Here is a 20,688-nt window from a genome sequence, read left to right as displayed (position 1 = left end):
AGTGTGATCTGACCAGTGGTTTGGCGAGGGTTGTTAACAACTCGCGGCGGTGGCGGCGGGGATTTTCAGTTTTTGCTGATGGCGGGGGCAGGAAAATTGCAACAGACTGCGCGATGATCCGGTATGTTGCTAGACAGGCGGAGACTGGCTACTTACAATCGTTTTTAACGAATCGAGACTGGCGCGCCTTCCGTAACGGCGCGCGTCACTGAGCGCGATGCAATATTCGCAGTAGCTGCAGCCGACGTTGCGGCCGCTACTTATAGATGTACGCCTTGCTATCATGAGGGGACTGAAGCATGTCATTTGAAGTATTTGAGAAACTGGAAGCAAAAGTACAGCAGGCGATTGATACCATCACCTTGTTGCAGATGGAAATTGAAGAGCTGAAAGACAAAAACAACTCTCTGTCGCAGGAAGTTCAGGCTGCCTCCGGCAACCACGAAGCGCTGGTGCGCGAAAACCAACAGCTGAAAGAAGAACAGCACGTATGGCAAGATCGCCTGCGCGCTCTGCTGGGCAAAATGGAAGAGGTCTGATTCCTCACGCCATGCAGCAACGAAAAGGGCGCCTCAGGCGCCCTTTTTCATGACCGAAAATCACTCGATGTCGAGCGGGTCTTCGGAGAGGATGATGCCGGTGTTGTCGGCATACAGGTGATCGCCGGAGAAGAAGGTGACGCCGCCGAAGTTGACGCGGATATCGCTTTCGCCCACGCCTTCGCTCACGGCACCCACCGGGATCGCCGCCATCGCCTGAATGCCGATGTCGAGTTCTTCCAGATCGTCCACCTGACGCACCGCGCCGTACACCACGATGCCTTCCCATTCGTTCTGGGCGGCCAGGCGCGCCAGTTCGGCGTTGATCAGCGCCCGGCGTACCGAACCGCCGCCGTCGACCAACAGCACGCGGCCGCGGCCGTTTTCTTCAAGCAGATCGAACAACAGGCCGTTATCCTCAAAGCATTTCACCGTGGTGATCTGCCCGCCAAATGAAGTACGCCCGCCAAAATTGGAGAACAGAGGTTCAACAACGTTCACCTCTTCATGATAGATGTCGCAAAGTTCGGAAGTATCGTATTTCATAGGATTTTACGTCTGTTTGCCGCTGGAATGTTCAGTATATCCCTTTATTCGCCCTGTTGGCAAAATCATCAGTTTTTAACTGAGCGCCACGCCGATGGCGAACAGCAGGTTGGCCAGCAACGCCGCCTTGACCATGTGTTCCAGCATCGGCCGCATGCCGACCGGCGTCGGATCGCGCAACACGCGCAGGCCGTGGCGCACCAGCAGCGGGATCGCCAGCACGAACAGCCAGCCCCACGGGCTGTGGAGATTGAACAGCGTAAACAGCGCGAAACACAGCACCGCGCCGCCGAGCAGCAGGGCATGGTAAATGCGCGCCTTGTGCGGGCCGAGGCGCACCGCCAGCGTGTTCTTGCCGTTTTCGCGATCGCTCTCGATATCGCGCAGATTGTTGATGTTGAGCACCGCCGTCGCCAGCAGGCCACAGGCGGTGGCCGGCAGCATCACGACGCTGTCGAAGGTGTGCGTTTGCAGATAGTAGGTGCCGGCCACGCTCAGCCAGCCGAAGAACACCAGCACCGAGATGTCGCCCAGCCCCAAATACCCGTAGGGCTTGTTGCCGACGGTATAGGTGATGGCCGCCACGATAGACAGCCCGCCCAGCACCAGGAAGCCCACCACGTCGCTGGGTTGCTCGCAGGCGACTGCGATCAGCGAACAGCCGGCGAGGGCGATCAGCACCACCGTCACCACCAGCGCCCGTTTCATCTGCGCCTGGGTGATCATGCCTTTTTGCATGCCGCGCAACGGCCCGATGCGATCTTCTTTGTCGCTGCCTTTGACCGCATCGCCGTAGTCGTTCGCCAGGTTGGAGAGGATCTGCAGCAGGCCGGCGGTCAACAGCGCCAGCAGCGCCACTTCAGGTTTCAGGCTGCCGTGCCAGGCGGCGATGGCCGAGCCGACCACGATGGAGGCAAAAGCCAACGGCAGGGTGCGGGGGCGTAGACTTTCCAGCCAGGCGGAGATCGGGGTGGTGGAGGTTGATGAGCTCATGTTTCGCTTCTGTCGGTGAGTTGCGGTGTCCGTTAGAAATAATTGTGGGAGGCAATGCCTCCCACACAGATGACTGACAAGACAATGATTGAGCGATTATAGGATAAAACGACTCAAATCTTCATCCGCCACCAGTTCATCCAGATGACTGCGCACGTAATCCGCATCAATTGTAATGGATTGGCCATTAATTTCACTCGCATCGTAGGAAATATCTTCCATCAGACGTTCCAGCACGGTGTGCAGACGACGCGCGCCGATATTCTCGGTGCTTTCGTTGACCTGCCACGCGGCTTCGGCGATGCGGCGGATGCCGTCGGCGGTGAACTCGATGTTGACGCCTTCGGTGCCCATCAGCGCTTTGTACTGCTCGGTCAGCGACGCGCTCGGCTCGGTCAGGATGCGCTCGAAGTCTTCAGTGGTCAGCGCCTGCAGCTCAACGCGGATCGGCAGACGGCCCTGCAGTTCCGGGATCAGATCCGACGGATTGGCGGTCTGGAACGCGCCGGAAGCGATGAACAGGATGTGGTCGGTCTTCACCATACCGTGCTTGGTCGACACGGTGCAGCCTTCCACCAGCGGCAGCAGATCGCGCTGCACGCCTTCGCGCGAGACGTCCGGGCCGGAGCTCTGGCCGCCGCGCTTACAGATTTTGTCGATCTCGTCGATAAACACGATGCCGTGCTGTTCAACCGCTTCGATCGCCTGCTCTTTCAGCTCTTCCGGGTTCACCAGCTTGGCGGCTTCTTCTTCCACCAGCAGCTTGAAGGCTTCTTTGATCTTCACCTTGCGCGGCTTTTGCTTCTGGCCGCCAAGGTTCTGGAACATCGACTGCAGCTGGTTGGTCATCTCTTCCATGCCCGGAGGCGCCATGATTTCCACGCCCATCGGCGCCGCGGCCAGATCGATTTCGATCTCTTTGTCGTCCAGCTGGCCTTCGCGCAGTTTCTTGCGGAATGCCTGGCGGGCGGCGGACGGCTCCTGATGCTCTTCCGGCTGGCCCCAGTTGTTCTTGGCCGGCGGGATCAGCACGTCGAGAATGCGCTCTTCGGCCAACTCTTCGGCACGGGTGCGGTTTTTCTCGATCGACTGCATGCGCACCATTTTGATGGCGGCATCGGTCAGATCGCGGATGATGGAGTCCACTTCTTTGCCCACATAGCCCACTTCGGTGAACTTGGTGGCTTCAACCTTGATGAACGGCGCGTTGGCCAGCTTCGCCAGACGACGGGCGATTTCGGTTTTACCGACGCCGGTTGGGCCGATCATCAGAATGTTTTTCGGGGTCACTTCGTGACGCAGCATCTCGTTGAGCTGCATCCGGCGCCAGCGGTTGCGCAGGGCAATGGCGACAGCGCGTTTGGCCTTGTTTTGGCCAATGATATAGCTGTCCAGTTCGCTGACGATCTCGCGCGGGGTCATTTCAGACATGGTATTCGATCCTTACGCTTTGGAAGGCAATTCTTCAATGGTGTGGAAATGGTTGGTGTAAATACAGATGTCGCCGGCGATGTTGAGGGATTTCTCAACGATGTCGCGGGCGCTCAGCTCGGTATTTTCCAACATGGCGCGGGCTGCGGCCTGGGCGTACGGGCCGCCGGAGCCGATGGCGATCAGATCGTTTTCCGGCTGCACCACATCGCCGTTGCCGGTGATGATCAGCGAGGCGGTTTCATCGGCGACCGCCAGCAGCGCTTCGAGCTTGCGCAACATGCGGTCGGTGCGCCAGTCTTTCGCCAGCTCGACGGCGGCTTTCACCAGGTGGCCCTGATGCATTTCCAGTTTGCGTTCAAACAGTTCAAACAGCGTGAAGGCGTCAGCGGTGCCACCGGCGAAACCGGCGATCACTTTGTCGTTATACAGGCGACGCACTTTCTTGACGTTACCCTTCATCACCGTATTACCCAGGGTTGCCTGGCCATCACCACCGATGACGACCTGGCCGTTGCGGCGTACGCTTACAATTGTTGTCACGAGCAGACCCTCGTTAAAGACGGAAAGAAGTCCCCGCAGCGCCTGCTTTCGCAGACGCTACGAGGCATATTGAGAGTATAGATGGGGGGGGATTGACGCTTTTCAACCCCCAACGGAGAGGGGAATGCAACTCGACATGCCGACGCCCTTCAGGCGCGAAAGGGTTTTGTCCGCGGCGGCACGGCTGCTGTACGGGCCGAGCACCACGCGATTCCAACCGCCGCCGGCGGTGATGCGGCTCTCGATGCCTTCGAACGCCAGGCGCGCACGCACGGATTCAGCCTGATCGGTGGCGCGGAACGAACCGCATTGCACCATCCACTTCTGCTTCGATTCCGGTTTGGTTTCCTGCTTGGCCGTTTCCTGCTTCACTTCCGGTTTGGGCTCCGGCTTCGGTTGCGGCTTCGGCTCAGGCTGTTTCACCTGCACCGGTTGCTGGGTAGTCGGTTTTGGCTGCGGGTGCGGCTGCACCGGCGCGGTAGTGGCCCCGTTGCTGAACGGGTTGCGCGGCGGCTGGCTGACCTGCTGCTGTTGCTGTACCGGCTGCTGCTGCATTTGCTGTTGTTGCATCTGCTGCTGTTGGCGGGTGCTGCGCGCGTTGGCCTGGCCCGGATCGTTATACGGCACTTCGTTCAACTGCGTCGGGCGCTGCTGCATATCGGCCTGCATCTGCTCCAGCAGCTGCCGCTGTTCGGCGGTCAGCTGAGTTTTGGAATTGAGCTCGCCGCCGGCCGTCGGTTCGGTCGGGGTTTGCACGCCGATCTGCCGGTTTTCCAGCTCTTTGATGTAGCGCCAGCGCTCTTCCGGCTTCGGCGGCAGGCCGTTGCCGGGGCGCGTGGTGTGCGCAGGCAACAACGGCGCGTCTTCCGGCTTGTTGTGCGTAATGAAATAGAGGCCACCGACAAAGACAACCAGCAACGCGGCGGCTAACGCCAGCACGGTTTTGGAAACCTTCGGAGAACTGCGTTTTTTACGGCTGGGGGTTTTACGCTTAGCTCCTGCTGCGCGCCCACGGCTTACATAGTCTTTTTGTGCCACTATTATTCCGCTGTGTCCTGATGAGAGGATAAGTCCGTCATGTTACTGAACCCTAAAATATTTGACTAGCGTTTCGGGGCAGCGGTGCTGCCTCTGATAATCAATTCACTGTCCAATAGCCGGGAGCCGCTGGCCACCGTCTGGCCGTTCAACTGCTCCAACAGCAACAACATCGCCTGCTGGCCGATCTGGAAGCGCGGCTGCGCCACCGTGGTCAGCGGCGGATCGCAATACTGCGCCAGCTTGAGGTCATCAAAGCCGACGATCGACAGATCCTGCGGTATCCGCAGCCCCATTTTCTTCGCCTGGGACAGCACGCCGATCGCCATGACGTCGCTGTGGCAGAATACCGCCGTTGGCGGTTTCGGCTGCGCCATCAGCGCCGTCAGCGCTTGCGCGCCGGCTTCGTAGGTAAAATCACCCCGGGTAATATAGCTGCTTTCGACGGTAATGCCATTACGACGTAGCGCTTGAACGTAACCCTGTAGCCGATAATGGCTCAGCGGCATCTGTTCCGGCCCGGCGACGCAGGCGATCTGCCGGTGGCCCAATTGATGCAAATAATGCACGGCTTCAAAGGCGGCGGTCAGGTTGTCGATGTGCACCGTCGGCAGTTCCAGCTCGGGGGCGAACTCGTTGGCCATCACCATCGGCGGCAGGTTGCGCTGTTCTTCCTTGCTGGCGTCGAACGGCAGGTTGGAGCCCAGCAGCAGCATGCCGTCGATCTGTTTGGTGATGATCAGATTGACGAAGGTGCGCTCTTGCTGGTTTTGCTGCGCGCAGTCGCCGATCAGCACCAGATAGCCTTGTTGGGCGGCGGTCTGTTCGATCCCCTGGATCACATCGGCGAAAAACGGATCGCAGATGTCGGGCACGATCACCAGGATGGTGCGGGATTCGTTGCGCTTGATATTGCGTGACAGAGCATGAGGAGAATAACCCACGGCCAGGACGGCCTGTTCCACTTTCTGGCGCGTCGGCGTTGACACCTTTTCCGGGTTCATCAGCGCACGCGATACGGTAGCCGTTGAAACGCCCGCCATTTCGGCGACGTCTTTCATGGTCGCCATGGATAACTCTTTCTTGTGTTCCAACGCCTTTCTCCTTGCGTCAGCCCCATGCCGACGCCACTACTGCTGTTTGCTCACAATGTCCGGCATGCGGTGGCGAGATTGTTGTCATTGAGCGCCACTCGCGTTCGGGCACTCCGTCGCGCTGCGATGTGGCGACAAAATTTGCCCTCGCAGACATTCTAAACAGAATACGCCCCGCCTTTGTTACCTAATTTGCATAAAAAATGTGACCTGAGAAGGTTTTTTAGCGTTCGCTCGCAATTTCAAGGGTAAACGTTTGCACTGCGGCAGCTAAATCGGACTTTTCCGGGATCAGCTGTCGATCGGATCGACATCCAGCGTCCATTTCACCTTGCGCGTTTGCGGCAGGGTGCCGATCAGCGGCAGCGAGCTTTTCATCAGCTGTTGCAGGACGCGCCGCGTCGGGTGCTGCAGCAGCAGCTGCCAGCGGAAACGGCCGCCGCGTTTGGACTGCAGCGCCGGCACCGGGCCCATCACCCATAGCGAGTCGTCCTTCAGCGGGCTGGCTTCCAGCAGGTTGCGCAGCTGCTGCAGGAACAGCGGGGCCTGCTGGTTGTCGTGATCTTCGGCGCGCACGATGATGTGGCTGGTGTAAGGCGGCAGAAACACGCTGTTGCGCTCCGCCAGCGTCTGTTTGGCGAAGGCGTCGTAACCCTGTTGCAGCAGCACCTGCAGCAGCGGGTGCTCTGGATGGTGGGTTTGCAGCAGCACTTCACCCTGTTTGCCCGCCCGGCCGGCCCGCCCGGAGACCTGGGTATACAGCTGAGCGAAACGCTCGGCGGAGCGGAAGTCGGCGGAGAACAGCGCGCCGTCCACGTCCAGCAACGCCACCAGGGTGACGTCGGGAAAATGGTGGCCCTTGGCCAGCATCTGCGTGCCGATCAAAATGCGCGCTTCGCCGCGATGGATATCCGCCAGGTGCTGCTCAAGCGCGCCTTTACGGCTGGTGGTGTCGCGATCGATGCGGGTGATTGGCGTATCGGGGAACAGCGGCGCCAGCTCCTGCTCCAGCTGTTCGGTGCCGACGCCGACCGACACCAGGTGGGTGGAGCCGCACTGCGGGCACTGGTGCGGCACCGGCCGCTGGCTGTCGCAGTGGTGGCAGCGCAGCTGGCGCTGATGCTGGTGGAAGGTGTAGTAGTGATCGCAGCGCTGGCATTCGGCGATCCAGCCGCACTCGTGGCACAGCAGCGCCGGGGCGTAACCGCGGCGGTTGAGGAACAGCATTACCTGATTGCCGGCTTTTAAATGGTGCTGCATGCTCTTCAGCAGCGGCTGCGACAGGCCGACCTTCAGCGGCAGCCCCTTCAGATCGATCAGGTGCTGCGCCGCCGGTTTGGCGTTGCCCGCGCGCTGGGTGAGCTTCAGCTGGCGGTATTTGCCCAGCTGCACGTTGTGCAGCGTTTCCAATGCCGGGGTCGCGGAGCCCATCACCATCGGGATGTCCTCTTCCCGGGCGCGGAACACCGCCAGATCGCGGGCGTGGTAGCGCCAGCCTTCCTGTTGTTTATAAGAGCTGTCGTGCTCTTCGTCGATGATGATCACGCCCAGCTGACGGAACGGCGTGAACAGCGCCGAGCGGGTGCCGATGACGATGGCGGCTTCGCCGCTGCGTGCGCGTAGCCAAACCGCCAGCCGCTCGCTGTCGTTCAGGCCGGAGTGCAGCACGTCTACCGGCGCGTTGAAGCGCTCGCGAAAGCGGGCGATGGTTTGCGGCGTCAGGCCGATTTCCGGCACCAGCACCAGCGCCTGCCGGCCTTTGGCCAGCACGTTCTCCAGCACGCTGAGGTAGACCTCGGTCTTGCCGGAGCCGGTCACCCCGGCCAGCAGCCAGGCGGCGAACTGCTCATCCTCGCTTCTGATCGCCCCGACGGCGGTAGCCTGTTCAGTGTTCAGCCGCAGCCGCTCGCCGAGCACCGCGAAGTTAGGGCGCCAGTCGTGCGTATCCGCGACCTGAGCGCGCAGATCGATCAGCCCTTTGGCGCGTAGCGCCTGCAGGGCGCTTTCCGTCAGCTCCAGCTGGCTGACCTGGTGGCGATAGACCGGGCGTTGCAGCAGCGCCGCCAGCGCCTGCTGCTGTTTCGGCGCGCGTTTCAGGCTTTCGGGCGGGGTGGCACGCCCCTCTTCGGTGGCGAACCATTGCCACAGCGGTGCGGCCTCGGCCGGTTTGCCTTGCCGCAGCAGGATCGGCAGCGCATGGAACAGCACCTCGCCGATGGGGTAGTGATAGTAATCGCTGGCCCAGCGCAGGATGCGCCACAGGCTGGGGGAGAACAGCGACTCGGCGTCGATCACGCTGTCGATCGGTTTGAGCTTGTCCAGCGGCAGTTCGCTGGTGTCGCTGCAGCCGGTGACGATGCCGATCGCATGCTGCCTGCCCCAGGGCACGCCCACGCGCGCGCCGGCCACCGGCTGCATGCCGGGCGGCAGCAGATAGTCGAAGGTGCGGGCGAGGGGGACCGGCAAGGCAACGTGTACGACGGGCATGATCTCATCCAAATTGAAAAAAGTGGGCATCAGTTTACACGGCGCACCGGCAAATGTACGGTTCCGATTGCGCGCCTCGGCTAATGCTGTATAATTTGCCGCCTTTGGTATAATTCGATACCAAAATTCTATTATCAACCACGTGTGGTGTCTGGCGAAACAGGGCTGGATAGCGACACGGCCTTAACTGAGGTTTCCCATGAAACAAGGTATCCACCCAAAATACGAAGAAGTTACTGCTAACTGCTCTTGCGGTAACGTGATGAAGATCCGCTCCACCGTGGGCCACGATCTGAACCTGGACGTTTGTGGCGCATGCCACCCGTTCTACACTGGCAAGCAGCGTGACGTTGCTACCGGTGGCCGCGTTGACCGCTTCAACAAGCGTTTCAGCGTACCAGGCGCTAAGAAATAAGATTTCTTATCGTCCGATGAAAAAGGCGCCTTTGGCGCCTTTTTTCGTTTCTGCCGCCGGCGTTCGCCGGACGGTTCTCAATATTCCCAGGTATCGGGATCGACACCCAGTTCGCGCATCAGCACTTTTGCGGCTTCCGGGATTTCATCGCTGCGCTCTTTGCGCAGGTCTTCATCGTTCGGCAGCGGCTGGCCGGTAAAGGCATGCAGAAACGCTTCGCACAGTAGTTCGCTGTTGGTGGCGTGGCGCAGGTTGTTCACCTGGCGACGGGTCCGTTCGTCGGTGAGGATTTTCAGGACCTTCAGCGGAATGGATACCGTGATCTTTTTGACTTGCTCGCTTTTTTTACCGTGTTCAGCGTAAGGGCTGACATACTCGCCGTTCCACTCAGCCATGGGACACCTTAACTTTGTCAGAAAAATTACAAAATTCTAAAAACCGGCCAATTATGCCCGATCTTCACTGTTCTCACTAAATAAATGTCAATTTTACGCGACCAGGGTCACTGAATGCCCCGCCTCGGCCGGACATTGTGGCTTAACATCTTATCGTCATGTCATATCGGCATAATTTTAGCGGGTATTGTGCCATTGCTCAATCTATACGCAGAGAAGTTTAGATGTCCAGATGTATTGACGTCTATCAATCCTGCGATTACTCTTTAGGCCTCATTCACCGAACCGAGAGCCGAGCGAGCCCATGACGCGTAAACCAGCCACGATTGCCGTACGCAGCGGCCTGAACGACGACGAACAGTATGGCTGCGTTGTCCCGCCGATTCATCTGTCCAGCACCTATAACTTTACCGACTTCAACCAACCCCGAGCCCATGATTACTCGCGCCGCGGCAACCCGACGCGCGACGTGGTGCAACGCGCGTTGGCGGAGCTGGAAGGCGGCGCCGGCGCGGTGATGACCGGCAGCGGGATGTCGGCGATCCATCTGGTGACCACCGTGCTGCTGAAGCCGGGCGATCTGCTGGTGGCGCCGCACGACTGCTACGGCGGCAGCTATCGGTTGTTCGACAGCCTGAGCAAGCGCGGCGCCTATCGCGTGCTGTTCGTCGATCAGGGTAATGAAGAAGCCCTGCAGCAGGCGCTGGCGCAAAAGCCGAAGCTGGTGCTGATTGAAAGCCCCAGCAATCCGCTGCTGCGGGTGGTGGACATTGCGGCGATCTGCACCGCCGCACACGCGGCGGGCGCGTTGACGGTGGTGGACAACACCTTCCTCAGCCCGGCCCTGCAACAGCCGATCGAACTCGGTGCCGATCTGGTGGTCCATTCTTGCACCAAATACCTGAACGGGCATTCGGACGTGGTGGCCGGCGCGGTGATTGCCAAAGATCCCGAGCTGGCGGTCGAATTGGCCTGGTGGGCGAACAATATCGGCGTGACCGGCGGCGCGTTCGACAGCTATCTGCTGCTGCGCGGCATGCGCACGCTGTCGCCGCGCATCAAGGCGGCGCAGCAAAACGCCGAAGCGATTGTCGGCTATTTACAGCAGCAACCGCTGGTGAAAAAGCTGTATCATCCTTCCCTGCCGGAAAACCCGGGGCATGAGATCGCCCGCCGGCAGCAGCGCGGCTTCGGCGCGATGCTGAGTTTTGAACTGGACGGCGATGAAGCGGTGCTGCGCCGTTTTCTCTCTGCCCTTGAGCTCTTTACTCTGGCAGAATCGCTGGGCGGCGTAGAAAGCCTGATCTCGCATGCAGCGACCATGACCCACGCCGGCATGGCGGCGGAGGCGCGGGCAGCGGCCGGCATCTCCGAGAGCCTGCTGCGCATTTCCGTGGGTATTGAAGACAGTGAAGATTTGATTGCCGATCTGGAACGCGCGTTCCAGGCGGCGGCAACGAGGTAAGCATGAATGCAATTGCTGTAGCAGGGCCGGTGAGCGGGCGTCAACTGCACAAGTTTGGCGGCAGCAGTCTGGCGGATGTGAAATGTTATCTGCGTGTGGCCGGGATTATGGCGGAATACAGCCAGCCGGGCGACATGATGGTGGTATCGGCCGCCGGCAGTACCACCAACCAGTTGATCAACTGGCTGAAGCTTAGCCAGAGCGATCGCCTGTCTGCGCACCAGGTGCAGCAGACGTTGCGTCGCTATCACAGCGATCTTATCGGCGGCCTGCTGCCGGCGGAAAGCGCCGAGCCGCTGATCGCCGAGTTCATTCAGGATCTGGAACGTCTGGCGGTGCTGCTGGACGGCAACGTCGACGAGGTGTGCTATGCCGAAGTGGTCGGGCACGGCGAGATCTGGTCGGCGCGCCTGATGGCGGCGGTGCTCAACCACCTGGATATGCAGGCGGCCTGGCTGGATGCGCGTGATTTCCTGCGCGCCGAGCGCGCCGCGCAGCCGCAGGTGGATGAAGGCCGTTCTTATCCGCTGTTGCAACAATTGTTGGCCCAACATCCGGGCAAGCGCCTGGTGGTGACCGGCTTCATTTCGCGCAACGACGCCGGGGAAACCGTGCTGTTGGGGCGCAACGGCAGCGACTACTCTGCCACTCAGGTCGGCGCGTTGGCCGGCGCGGCGCGCGTCACCATCTGGAGCGACGTGGCCGGGGTATACAGCGCCGACCCGCGCAAGGTGAAAGACGCCTGCCTGCTGCCGCTGCTGCGCCTGGACGAAGCCAGCGAGCTGGCGCGCCTGGCGGCGCCGGTGCTGCATACCCGCACCCTGCAGCCGGTCTCCGGCAGCGATATCGATCTTCAGCTGCGCTGCAGCTACCAGCCGGAGCAGGGCTCGACGCGCATCGAGCGCGTATTGGCGTCCGGCACCGGCGCCAAGATTGTCACCAGCCACGATGACGTGTGTCTGATTGAGCTGCACGTCGCCGCTCAGCACGACTTCAAACTGGCGCAGAAAGAGTTGGATCTGGTGCTCAAGCGCGCGCAGATCAAACCGCTGGCGGTGGGCATCCATCCTGACCGCAATCGGATACAGCTGTGCTACACCTCCGAGGTGGTCAACAGCGCGCTGGCGACCCTGCAGGCCTCGGCGCTGCCGGGTGAACTGCACCTGCGCGAAGGGTTAGCGCTGGTGGCGATGGTCGGTGCCGGGGTATGCAAGAACCCGCTGCACAGCCACCGTTTCTATCAACAACTGAAAGATCAGCCGGTCGAGTTTATCTGGCAGGCAGAAGATGGCATCAGTCTGGTGGCGGTATTGCGCCAGGGGCCGACCGCGCTGCTGATTCAGGGGCTGCACCAAAGCCTGTTCCGCGCCGAGAAGCGCATCGGTCTGGTGCTGTTCGGCAAGGGCAACATCGGGTCGCGCTGGCTGGAGCTGTTCGCCCGTGAGCAGACCAATATCTCCGCGCGCAGCGGTTTCGAATTTATCCTGGCGGGGGTGGTGGACAGCCGCCGCAGCCTGCTGAACTACGACGGGCTGGACGCCAGCCGTGCATTGGCGTTCTTTGAGGACGAGGCGCAGGAACTCGACGAAGAGTCGCTGTTCTTGTGGATGCGCGCGCACCCGTTCGACGATCTGGTGGTGCTCGACGTGACCGCCAGCGAAGAACTGGCCGGGCAGTATCTGGATTTCGCCAGCTACGGTTTCCACGTGATCGGCGCCAACAAGCTGGCGGGCGCCTCGTGCAGCGATACCTATCGCCAAATTCGCGACGCCTTCGCCAAAACCGGCCGCCACTGGCTGTATAACGCCACCGTCGGCGCCGGGCTGCCGGTCAACCATACGGTGCGCGATCTGCGCGACAGCGGCGACAGCATTTTGGCGATCAGCGGCATCTTCTCCGGCACGCTTTCCTGGCTGTTCTTGCAGTATGACGGCACGGTGCCGTTCACCGAGCTGGTGGATCAGGCTTGGCAGCAGGGGCTGACCGAACCGGATCCGCGGGTCGATCTCTCCGGTCAGGACGTGATGCGCAAGCTGGTGATCCTGGCGCGCGAAGCGGGCTACGACATCGAACCGAACCAGGTGCGGGTCGAGTCGCTGGTGCCGGCGGGCTGCGAGCTGGGCTCCGTCGATCAGTTCTTCGAGAACGGCGAGGCGCTGAACCAGCAGATGCAGCAGCGCTTTGAGGCCGCCAGCGAAATGGGCCTGGTGTTGCGTCACGTGGCGCGTTTCGATGCCAACGGCAAGGCGCGGGTCGGCGTGGAGGCGGTGCGTCCTGAGCATCCGCTGGCCTCGCTGCTGCCGTGCGACAACGTGTTCGCCATCGAAAGCCGCTGGTATCGCGATAATCCGCTGGTGATCCGCGGGCCGGGCGCCGGCCGCGACGTGACCGCCGGCGCGATCCAGTCAGACCTTAACCGGTTGGCACAGCTGCTTTAATCCTCTGCGGGCGCGGGTTCACCGCGCCCCTTTGCTTTTCCTGCCATACTTATCCCTGCCGCCGTCATGAAATTCCCTCGTTGAGCGGGTGAAGATTAATCATCTTATTCCCCTCATTTTCCTGTTGACTCTTTAGCCAACATGCGGCATTTTCTATCTAGACGTCTAAACGTATAGACGCTCATCAAAATGAAATAAAAACAGTGATCGAGAAGAGGTGAGCAGGGTATGAGCTTTTTCCACGCAAACCAGCGGGAAGCGCTGAATCAGAGTCTGGCGGAGTTGAACGGCCAGATTAACGTATCATTCGAGTTCTTCCCGCCGCGCACCAGCGAGATGGAAGAGACCCTGTGGCAGTCGATCGATCGTCTGAGCATCCTCAAACCCAAATTCGTTTCCGTCACCTACGGTGCCAACTCCGGCGAGCGCGATCGCACCCACAGCATCATCAAGGGGATCAAGGAGCGCACCGGCCTGGAGGCGGCGCCGCACCTGACCTGCATCGACGCCAGCCCGGCGCAGCTGCGCGACATCGCGACCGATTACTGGAACAGCGGCATCCGCCATATCGTGGCGCTGCGTGGCGATCTGCCGCCGGGCGGCGGCAAGCCGGAAATGTACGCGACCGATCTGGTGGCGCTGCTGAAAGACGTGGGCGACTTCGACATTTCCGTCGCTGCCTACCCGGAAGTGCACCCGGAGGCGAAGAGCGCCCAGGCCGATTTGATTAACCTGAAGCGCAAGATCGACGCCGGCGCCAGTCGCGCCATCACCCAGTTTTTCTTCGACGTCGAGAGCTACCTGCGCTTCCGCGACCGCTGCGTCGCCGCCGGTATCGACGTGGAAATCGTGCCGGGCATTCTGCCGGTGTCCAACTTCAAGCAGCTGCAGCGCTTCGCCACCATGACCAACGTGCGGGTGCCAAGCTGGATGACCAGCATGTTCGAAGGGCTGGACGACGATGCGGAGACCCGCAAAATGGTCGGCGCCAACATCGCCATGGACATGGTGAAGATCCTCAGCCGCGAAGGGGTGAAAGATTTCCACTTCTATACGCTGAACCGTGCCGAGATGAGCTACGCCATCTGCCACACGCTGGGCGTGCGCCCGGTGGCCGCCGCCTGACAGGCTTGTTCCATTGAAAAAGGGCGTCGCTTTACCGCGGCGCCCTTTTTTTGTGGGGGAAAGACATAAAAAAACGGCCCCGATAAACGGGGCCGCGATGAGGCTCACTAGCCGGTGTTGCGCATCCCGGCGGCGACGCCGGCGATGGTGACCATCAGCGCCTGCTCGACGCGGGCGTCCGGCTGCTCCTGCTGACGCGAACGATGCAGCAGCTCGGCTTGCAAGACGTTCAGTGGGTCGGTATAAACGTTGCGCAGCGCGATGGATTCGGCGATCCACGGCAGGTCTTCCATCAGGTGCGCATCGTTGGCGATGGTCAGCACCACCTTGATGTCGCTTTCCAGCTGATCGCGCAGCTGTTGGCCCAGCGGCCACAGCGATTTATCCACCAGGCGCTGATCGTAGTATTCCGCCAGCCACAGATCGGCTTTGGCGAACACCATTTCCAGCATGGCGATGCGGGTGGAGAAGAACGGCCAGTCGCGACACATCGCCTCCAGCTCCGCCTGCTTGCCGGCTTTCACCGCTTCCTGCAATCCGGCACCGGCGCCGAGCCAGGCCGGCAGCATCAGGCGGTTCTGCGTCCAGGCGAAGATCCACGGAATGGCGCGCAGGCTTTCCACGCCGCCGTTCGGCTTGCGTTTGGCCGGGCGTGAGCCCAGCGGCAGTTTACCCAGCTCCAGCTCCGGCGTGGCCGCGCGGAAGTAAGGCACGAAGTCCGGGTTTTCACGCACGTAGCCGCGATACATCCGGCAGGAGATCTCGGACAGATCGTCCATCAACGCCCGCCATTCTTTCTTCGGTTCCGGCGGCGGCAGCAGGTTGGCCTCGAGGATCGCGCCGGCATACAGCGCCAGACTGCTGATGGTGACTTCCGGCAGGCCGAATTTGAAGCGGATCATCTCGCCCTGTTCGGTGACGCGCAGGCCGCTCTTCAGGCTGCCCGGCGGCTGCGACAGCAGCGCCGCATGCGCCGGTGCGCCGCCGCGGCCGATGGAGCCGCCGCGCCCATGGAACAACGTCAGCGCCACGCCGGCTTTTTCACAGGTTTTGATCAACGCGTCCTGCGCACGGTACTGCGCCCAGGAAGCGGCCATCACGCCGGCGTCTTTCGCCGAGTCGGAGTAGCCGATCATTACCATCTGTTTGCCCTGAATAAAGCCGCGATACCAGTCGATATTCAGCAACTGGGTCATTACGTCGTCGGCGTTGTTCAGATCGTCGAGGGTTTCGAACAGCGGAGCGACCGGCAGCGCGAACGGGCAGCCGGCCTCTTTCAGCAGCAGGTGCACCGCCAGCACGTCGGAAGGCGTGCGCGCCATCGAAATCACGTAGGCGGCGATCGAGCCCTGCGGCGCTTCGGCGATCACCCGGCAGGTTTCCAGCACTTCCTGCGTGTCGGCGCTCGGTTGCCACTTCAGCGGCACCAGCGGGCGTTTGGAGTTCAGTTCGCGGATCAGGAACGCCTGTTTATCGGCTTCCGACCAGCTTTCATAGTCGCCCAGCCCCAGATAACGGGTCAGCTCGGCGATGGCTTCGGTATGGCGAGTGCTTTCCTGGCGCACGTCGATGCGCACCAGCGGCACGCCGAAGCAGCGCACGCGGCGTAGGGTATCCAGCAGCTGACCGTTGGCGATGATGCCCATACCGCAGGCCTGCAGCGATTGGTAGCAGGCATACAGCGGCTCCCACAGCTGCTCGTTGTTCACCAGCAGGTCGTGCGGCTTCAGCACGCGTTCGCCCTTCAGGCGGCCTTCCAGATAGGCCTGGGAGCTCATCAGCTGGCTGCGCAGCTGCTTCATGATTTCGCGGTACGGTTCCTGCACCTCGTCACCGCCGGCGCGGGCGCGCAGCTCCGGGGTGCATTCGGTCATCGACAGCTCGGAGACCAGCACCTGGATATCGCGGGTGAACAGGTCGCAGGCTTTCCAGCGGCTGAGCAGCAGCACATGGCGGGTGATTTCGGCGGTCACGTTCGGGTTGCCGTCGCGGTCGCCGCCCATCCAGGAGGTGAAGCGCACCGGCACCGCTTCCGCCGGCAGGCTGTAATTGATGGAGTTTTCCAACTGCTCGTTGAACTCGCGCAGGAACGCCGGCACGCCTTCCCACAGGCTGTTTTCTACCACCGCGAAGCCCCATTTGGCTTCGTCGATCGGGGAGGGGCGATGTTTGCGAATTTCATCGGTGTGCCACGACTGGGCCACCAGCTGGCGCAGGCGGCGCATGATCTTGTTGCGCTCGTAGTCGGCCAGATCGTTGTGATCGAGCTGGCTGAGGCAGGTGTTGACCTCCACCAGCTTGTGGATCAGGGTGCGGCGGGTGATCTCCGTCGGGTGCGCCGTCAGCACCAGCTCGATGGAAAGTTGCGACACCGCGTGCTGCAGCTCTTTGTCGCTGAGCTTTTTGTCTTTGAGGCGGCTGAACAGCTGCGCCAGCGCTTCCGGGTTGCTGGCGGCTTCGCCGTTGGGCGAAATGCTGTGGTACTGCTCGGCGACGTTGGTCAGGTTGAGGAACTGGCTGAAGGCGCGCGCCACCGGCAGCAGCTCGTCGTTGGACAGGTTCTGCAGGGTGGAGAGCAGCTCCTGGCGATGCGCTTCGTTGCCGGCGCGTGAAGATTTGGAAAGCTTACGGATGGTCTCAACGCGATCGAGAATATGCTCGCCCAGCGCTTCTTTGATGGTATCGCCGAGCAATTTGCCGAGCATACTGACATTACTGCGCATTGCCGAATATTGTTCGTTCATATAACCCCTGACCCAGTTCTGTATGATTTTTATCTTGTAAATAAATTTCACGCGTCAGGCGCAGACCGCCCGCCTGATCACATCGCGTTCCTGTCCAATCGTCAATTGACACTATTTTTAGCAAAAAAACATCAAAATCGGCGCATTTTCTGAAATTTAATTACGCCGCGTCGGTTATCAGCGTGGCTTATTTCGCCGTTTTCTACTTATTTTGAGGTAGGGGAAAGCATAAAGCATTTCCCCTGCTAAATGTCGGGTTTATTGCCGACAAAAGTGATTGACCAGCTGGCCCAACAGTTTGCGCGTCGGTTCGATAAACGCGGTGTCGATATATTCGTCCGGCTGGTGGGCCTGATCGATGGAACCGGGGCCGAGCACCAACGTCGGGCAAACCTGCTGCACGAACGGCGCTTCGGTGCAGTAGTTGACCACCTGCGTGCGGGTGCCCAGTAGTTCCTCGATCACCGCCACCATGCGGTGGTCGGTCGGGCATTCGTAACCCGGCACCGACGCGTGCAGCTCTTCGATGGTCAGGCGGCCCGGCCAGCGTTGGCTCACCGGCTCCAATGCCTGATGCATCAGCTCGTTGATGTTGTCGAGCGTCATGCCGGGCAACGGGCGGATATCCAGGTGCAGCTCGCAGCAGGCGCAGATGCGGTTGGCCGCGTCGCCGCCGCTGATATGGCCGAAGTTCATGGTGGGATAAGGCACGGCGAACGCCGGGTTGTTGTAGCGCTCCTGCAGGGTTTTGCGCAGCTCCATCAGGCGGCCGATGGATTCGTGCATCAGATCGATGGCGTTGACGCCGCGCGCCGGATCGCTGGAATGGCCGGACTGGCCGACGATGCGAATGGCGTTGGCCATGTGGCCCTTGTGCGCACGCACCGGCTGCAGCGAGGTCGGTTCGCCGATGATGGCGAAATCCGGACGAATGGCGGTGGAGGCGGCGAAATAACGTGCGCCGGCCATCGTCGTTTCTTCATCTGCGGTAGCCAGAATGTACAGCGGCTTGGTCAGTTTGCTCGCGTCGATGTCGCGCACCGCATCCAGAATAAAGGCGAAGAAGCCTTTCATGTCGGCGGTGCCCAGGCCGTAGAGCTTGTTGTCGTGCTCGGTCAGGGTGAAGGGATCGCGCGTCCAGCGGCCTTCGTCGTAAGGCACCGTATCGGTATGGCCGGCCAGCAGCAGGCCGCCGCTGCCTTCGCCGATGCTGGCCAGCAGGTTGAATTTGTGGCGCGATTCCGGCACCGGCTGTACGTCGACGCGAAAGCCCAGGTCGGCAAACCATCCTGCCAGCAAGTTGATTAACGCCTCATTGCTCTGATCGAGGCCGGCATCGGTGGCGCTGATCGACTTCGTTGCGATCAACGCCCGGTACAGCTCAATAAATGGAGGTAATTTCATCTTCACTGTTGACAGCCTTTGGTTAGGATAGTATCAATATTCATGCATTTATTTTGAATAAAAATACAGTAAGCCGAAGCGTAAGGGAACCCGATACCCGGATGTTTATAAAAGCATCAACGCCTGGCTCCGTGGGTGAACGGCGCAACAACGCTGGCTAGCCCTGTTACCTGGGTCGCAAGCGACCGCACGTCAGTTTAGAAGGTGAAAGGCCACATGTTGAATACGCTGATCGTTGGTGCCAGCGGTTACGCCGGAGCGGAGCTCACGGCTTACCTGAATCGCCACCCACACATGAACATAACCGCTTTAGCGGTTTCAGCGCAAAGTGCAGATGCAGGAAAGTTGCTTTCCGATCTCCATCCCCAGTTGAAAGGCATCGTCGATCTGCCGCTGCAACCGTTGACCGACGTTGCCAAGGCGGCGCAGGGCATCGACGTGGTGTTCCTCGCCACCGCCCATGAAGTCAGCCACGATATCGCACCGGCCTTCCTGGCGGCGGGCTGCGTGGTGTTCGATCTGTCGGGCGCCTTCCGCGTGCAGGACGCCGGTTTTTATAGCCAGTATTACGGTTTCGAGCATCAGCATGGCACCCTGCTGGAGCAGGCGGTGTACGGCCTGGCGGAGTGGCAGAGCGACAAGATTAAACAGGCGCAGCTGATTGCCGTGCCGGGCTGTTACCCGACGGCGGCGCAGCTGGCGCTGAAACCGTTAATCGAAAAACAGCTGCTGAACCTCGACCAGTGGCCGGTGATCAACGCCACCAGCGGCGTTAGCGGCGCCGGTCGCAAGGCCAGCATGACCACCAGCTTCTGCGAAGTGAGCCTGCAGCCGTACGGTATTTTCACTCATCGGCACCAGCCGGAGATCGCCGCGCACCTGGGCGTGCCGGTTATCTTTACGCCGCACCTGGGCAACTTCCCGCGCGGTATCCTTGAAACCATCACCTGCCGCCTGAAGGCCGGCGTGACCGCGCAGGACGTCGCCGCCGCCTATCATGCCGCCTATGACGACAAGCCGCTGGTGCGGTTGTACGACCAGGGCGTGCCGGCGCTGAAAGCGGTGGTGGGGCTGCCGTTCTGCGACATCGGTTTTGCGGTGCAGGGCGAGCATCTGATCGCCGTAGCGGTGGAAGACAACCTGCTGAAAGGCGCGGCGGCGCAGGCGGTGCAATGCCTGAATATCCGTTTCGGCTTCCCGGAAACCCAGTCACTCCTTTAAACCAGCGTGAGTAAACAGCAATGAACCCGTTAATTATCAAGTTAGGTGGCGTGTTATTAGACAGTGAAGAAGCGCTGGAGCGTCTGTTTACCGCGCTGGACAGCTACCGGCAGCAGCATCAGCGTCCGCTGGTGATCGTGCACGGCGGCGGCTGCGTGGTGGACGAACTGATGAAGCAGCTCTCTTTGCCGGTGGTGAAAAAGAACGGCCTGCGGGTCACGCCGGCCGATCAGATCGACATCATCACCGGCGCGCTGGCCGGCACCGCCAACAAAACGCTGCTGGCGTGGGCGATTAAACATCAAATCAACGCCGTCGGCCTGAGCCTGGCGGATGGCGGCAGCGCGGTCGTGACCCCGCTCGATCCGGCATTGGGCCACGTCGGCAACGCGCAGCCCGGTTCGCCCGCGCTGCTCAATACCCTGCTGAGCGCCGGCTACCTGCCGGTGGTCAGCTCCATCGGCATCACCGCCGAAGGGCAGTTAATGAACGTGAACGCCGATCAGGCGGCGACGGCGCTGGCGGCGACGCTGGGGGCGGATCTGATCCTGCTGTCGGACGTCAGCGGCATCCTCGACGGCAAGGGGCAACGCATTGCGGAAATGACGGCGCAAAAAGCGGAACAACTGATCGCGCAAGGCATCATCACCGATGGTATGGTGGTGAAGGTGAATGCGGCGCTCGACGCGGCCCGCACCCTCGGCCGCCCGGTGGATATCGCCAGCTGGCGCCATGCCGATCAGCTTCCTGCTTTGTTTAACGGCGTGTCGATTGGCACCCGGATCCTCGCTTAATTTTAGAATTAGAAAG

At 60.9% G+C, this 20,688-nt stretch carries 17 protein-coding genes; 7 read left to right on the top strand and 10 right to left on the bottom strand.

Features of this window, described 5'->3' with window-relative positions; translation table 11 throughout:
- Positions 1-299: 299 nt before the first annotated feature.
- Positions 300-539, top strand: coding sequence for a septal ring assembly protein ZapB (gene zapB / locus ACUXAC_RS24335; protein ID WP_004931092.1), 240 nt, complete (start codon positions 300-302; stop codon positions 537-539).
- Positions 540-599: 60 nt separating this feature from the next.
- On the opposite strand, the gene rraA is transcribed toward zapB, so the two are convergent.
- From rraA to priA, 7 genes are all read right to left on the bottom strand, one after another.
- The gene (gene rraA, locus ACUXAC_RS24330) at positions 600-1,085 is read right to left on the bottom strand and encodes a ribonuclease E activity regulator RraA (RefSeq protein WP_038872664.1); all 486 of its coding nucleotides are present in this window, start codon (positions 1,083-1,085) and stop codon (positions 600-602) included.
- Positions 1,086-1,160: 75 nt separating this feature from the next.
- Entirely contained in the window at positions 1,161-2,078 is a 918-nt protein-coding gene (locus tag ACUXAC_RS24325) for a 1,4-dihydroxy-2-naphthoate polyprenyltransferase (protein ID WP_015379416.1), read from the bottom strand.
- Between the two features lie 96 nt (positions 2,079-2,174).
- A complete protein-coding gene (gene hslU / locus ACUXAC_RS24320; protein WP_025304663.1) occupies positions 2,175-3,509 on the bottom strand; it encodes an HslU--HslV peptidase ATPase subunit in 1,335 nt (444 codons plus the stop codon).
- A 12-nt stretch (positions 3,510-3,521) separates the two neighbouring features.
- Positions 3,522-4,052, bottom strand: coding sequence for an ATP-dependent protease subunit HslV (hslV, locus tag ACUXAC_RS24315; RefSeq protein ID WP_004931085.1), 531 nt, complete (start codon positions 4,050-4,052; stop codon positions 3,522-3,524).
- Positions 4,053-4,154: 102 nt separating this feature from the next.
- Positions 4,155-5,090, bottom strand: a complete 936-nt coding sequence (ftsN, locus tag ACUXAC_RS24310; protein WP_087762548.1) for a cell division protein FtsN — start codon at positions 5,088-5,090, stop codon at positions 4,155-4,157.
- Between the two features lie 65 nt (positions 5,091-5,155).
- Positions 5,156-6,184, bottom strand: coding sequence for a DNA-binding transcriptional regulator CytR (gene cytR, locus ACUXAC_RS24305; RefSeq protein ID WP_038872675.1), 1,029 nt, complete (start codon positions 6,182-6,184; stop codon positions 5,156-5,158).
- A 291-nt stretch (positions 6,185-6,475) separates the two neighbouring features.
- Positions 6,476-8,671, bottom strand: coding sequence for a primosomal protein N' (gene priA, locus ACUXAC_RS24300; protein ID WP_033654545.1), 2,196 nt, complete (start codon positions 8,669-8,671; stop codon positions 6,476-6,478).
- Between the two features lie 199 nt (positions 8,672-8,870).
- Between priA and rpmE the strand changes: the two genes are divergently transcribed.
- Entirely contained in the window at positions 8,871-9,086 is a 216-nt protein-coding gene (rpmE, locus tag ACUXAC_RS24295; protein WP_004931078.1) for a 50S ribosomal protein L31, read from the top strand.
- Between the two features lie 77 nt (positions 9,087-9,163).
- Here the strand turns inward: rpmE and metJ are convergent, their stop codons facing one another.
- Positions 9,164-9,481: a met regulon transcriptional regulator MetJ gene (metJ, locus tag ACUXAC_RS24290; protein WP_006317756.1), complete on the bottom strand. Its 318-nt coding sequence runs from the start codon at positions 9,479-9,481 to the stop codon at positions 9,164-9,166.
- Positions 9,482-9,785: 304 nt separating this feature from the next.
- Here metJ and metB point away from each other — a divergent pair, with 304 nt between their 5' ends.
- From metB to metF, 3 genes are all read left to right on the top strand, one after another.
- Positions 9,786-10,946, top strand: a complete 1,161-nt coding sequence (metB, locus tag ACUXAC_RS24285; protein WP_060441468.1) for a cystathionine gamma-synthase — start codon at positions 9,786-9,788, stop codon at positions 10,944-10,946.
- Between the two features lie 2 nt (positions 10,947-10,948).
- Positions 10,949-13,384: a bifunctional aspartate kinase/homoserine dehydrogenase II gene (locus ACUXAC_RS24280; protein WP_164268727.1), complete on the top strand. Its 2,436-nt coding sequence runs from the start codon at positions 10,949-10,951 to the stop codon at positions 13,382-13,384.
- A gap of 228 nt (positions 13,385-13,612) precedes the next feature.
- Positions 13,613-14,509 carry a methylenetetrahydrofolate reductase gene (gene metF / locus ACUXAC_RS24275; RefSeq protein ID WP_033645217.1) on the top strand — a complete coding sequence of 299 codons (897 nt, stop codon included), beginning with the start codon at positions 13,613-13,615 and terminating at the stop codon, positions 14,507-14,509.
- Positions 14,510-14,616: 107 nt separating this feature from the next.
- On the opposite strand, the gene ppc is transcribed toward metF, so the two are convergent.
- Positions 14,617-17,253 (bottom strand): phosphoenolpyruvate carboxylase, encoded by a 2,637-nt coding sequence (gene ppc, locus ACUXAC_RS24270; protein ID WP_342121544.1) that lies wholly within the window; start codon positions 17,251-17,253, stop codon positions 14,617-14,619.
- A 258-nt stretch (positions 17,254-17,511) separates the two neighbouring features.
- Positions 17,512-18,657, bottom strand: a complete 1,146-nt coding sequence (gene argE / locus ACUXAC_RS24265; RefSeq protein WP_033649896.1) for an acetylornithine deacetylase — start codon at positions 18,655-18,657, stop codon at positions 17,512-17,514.
- Positions 18,658-18,873: 216 nt separating this feature from the next.
- Here argE and argC point away from each other — a divergent pair, with 216 nt between their 5' ends.
- Complete coding sequence (gene argC / locus ACUXAC_RS24260; protein ID WP_049205319.1) at positions 18,874-19,878, top strand: N-acetyl-gamma-glutamyl-phosphate reductase; 1,005 nt, start codon at positions 18,874-18,876, stop codon at positions 19,876-19,878.
- Positions 19,879-19,898: 20 nt separating this feature from the next.
- A complete protein-coding gene (gene argB / locus ACUXAC_RS24255; RefSeq protein WP_038872691.1) occupies positions 19,899-20,672 on the top strand; it encodes an acetylglutamate kinase in 774 nt (257 codons plus the stop codon).
- Positions 20,673-20,688: the final 16 nt, after the last annotated feature.

This window comes from Serratia sp. 121840015-1, from assembly GCF_053627655.1.
The sequence above is the reverse complement of the archived record's forward strand: the minus strand, read 5'-3'. Positions and strand labels throughout refer to the sequence as shown.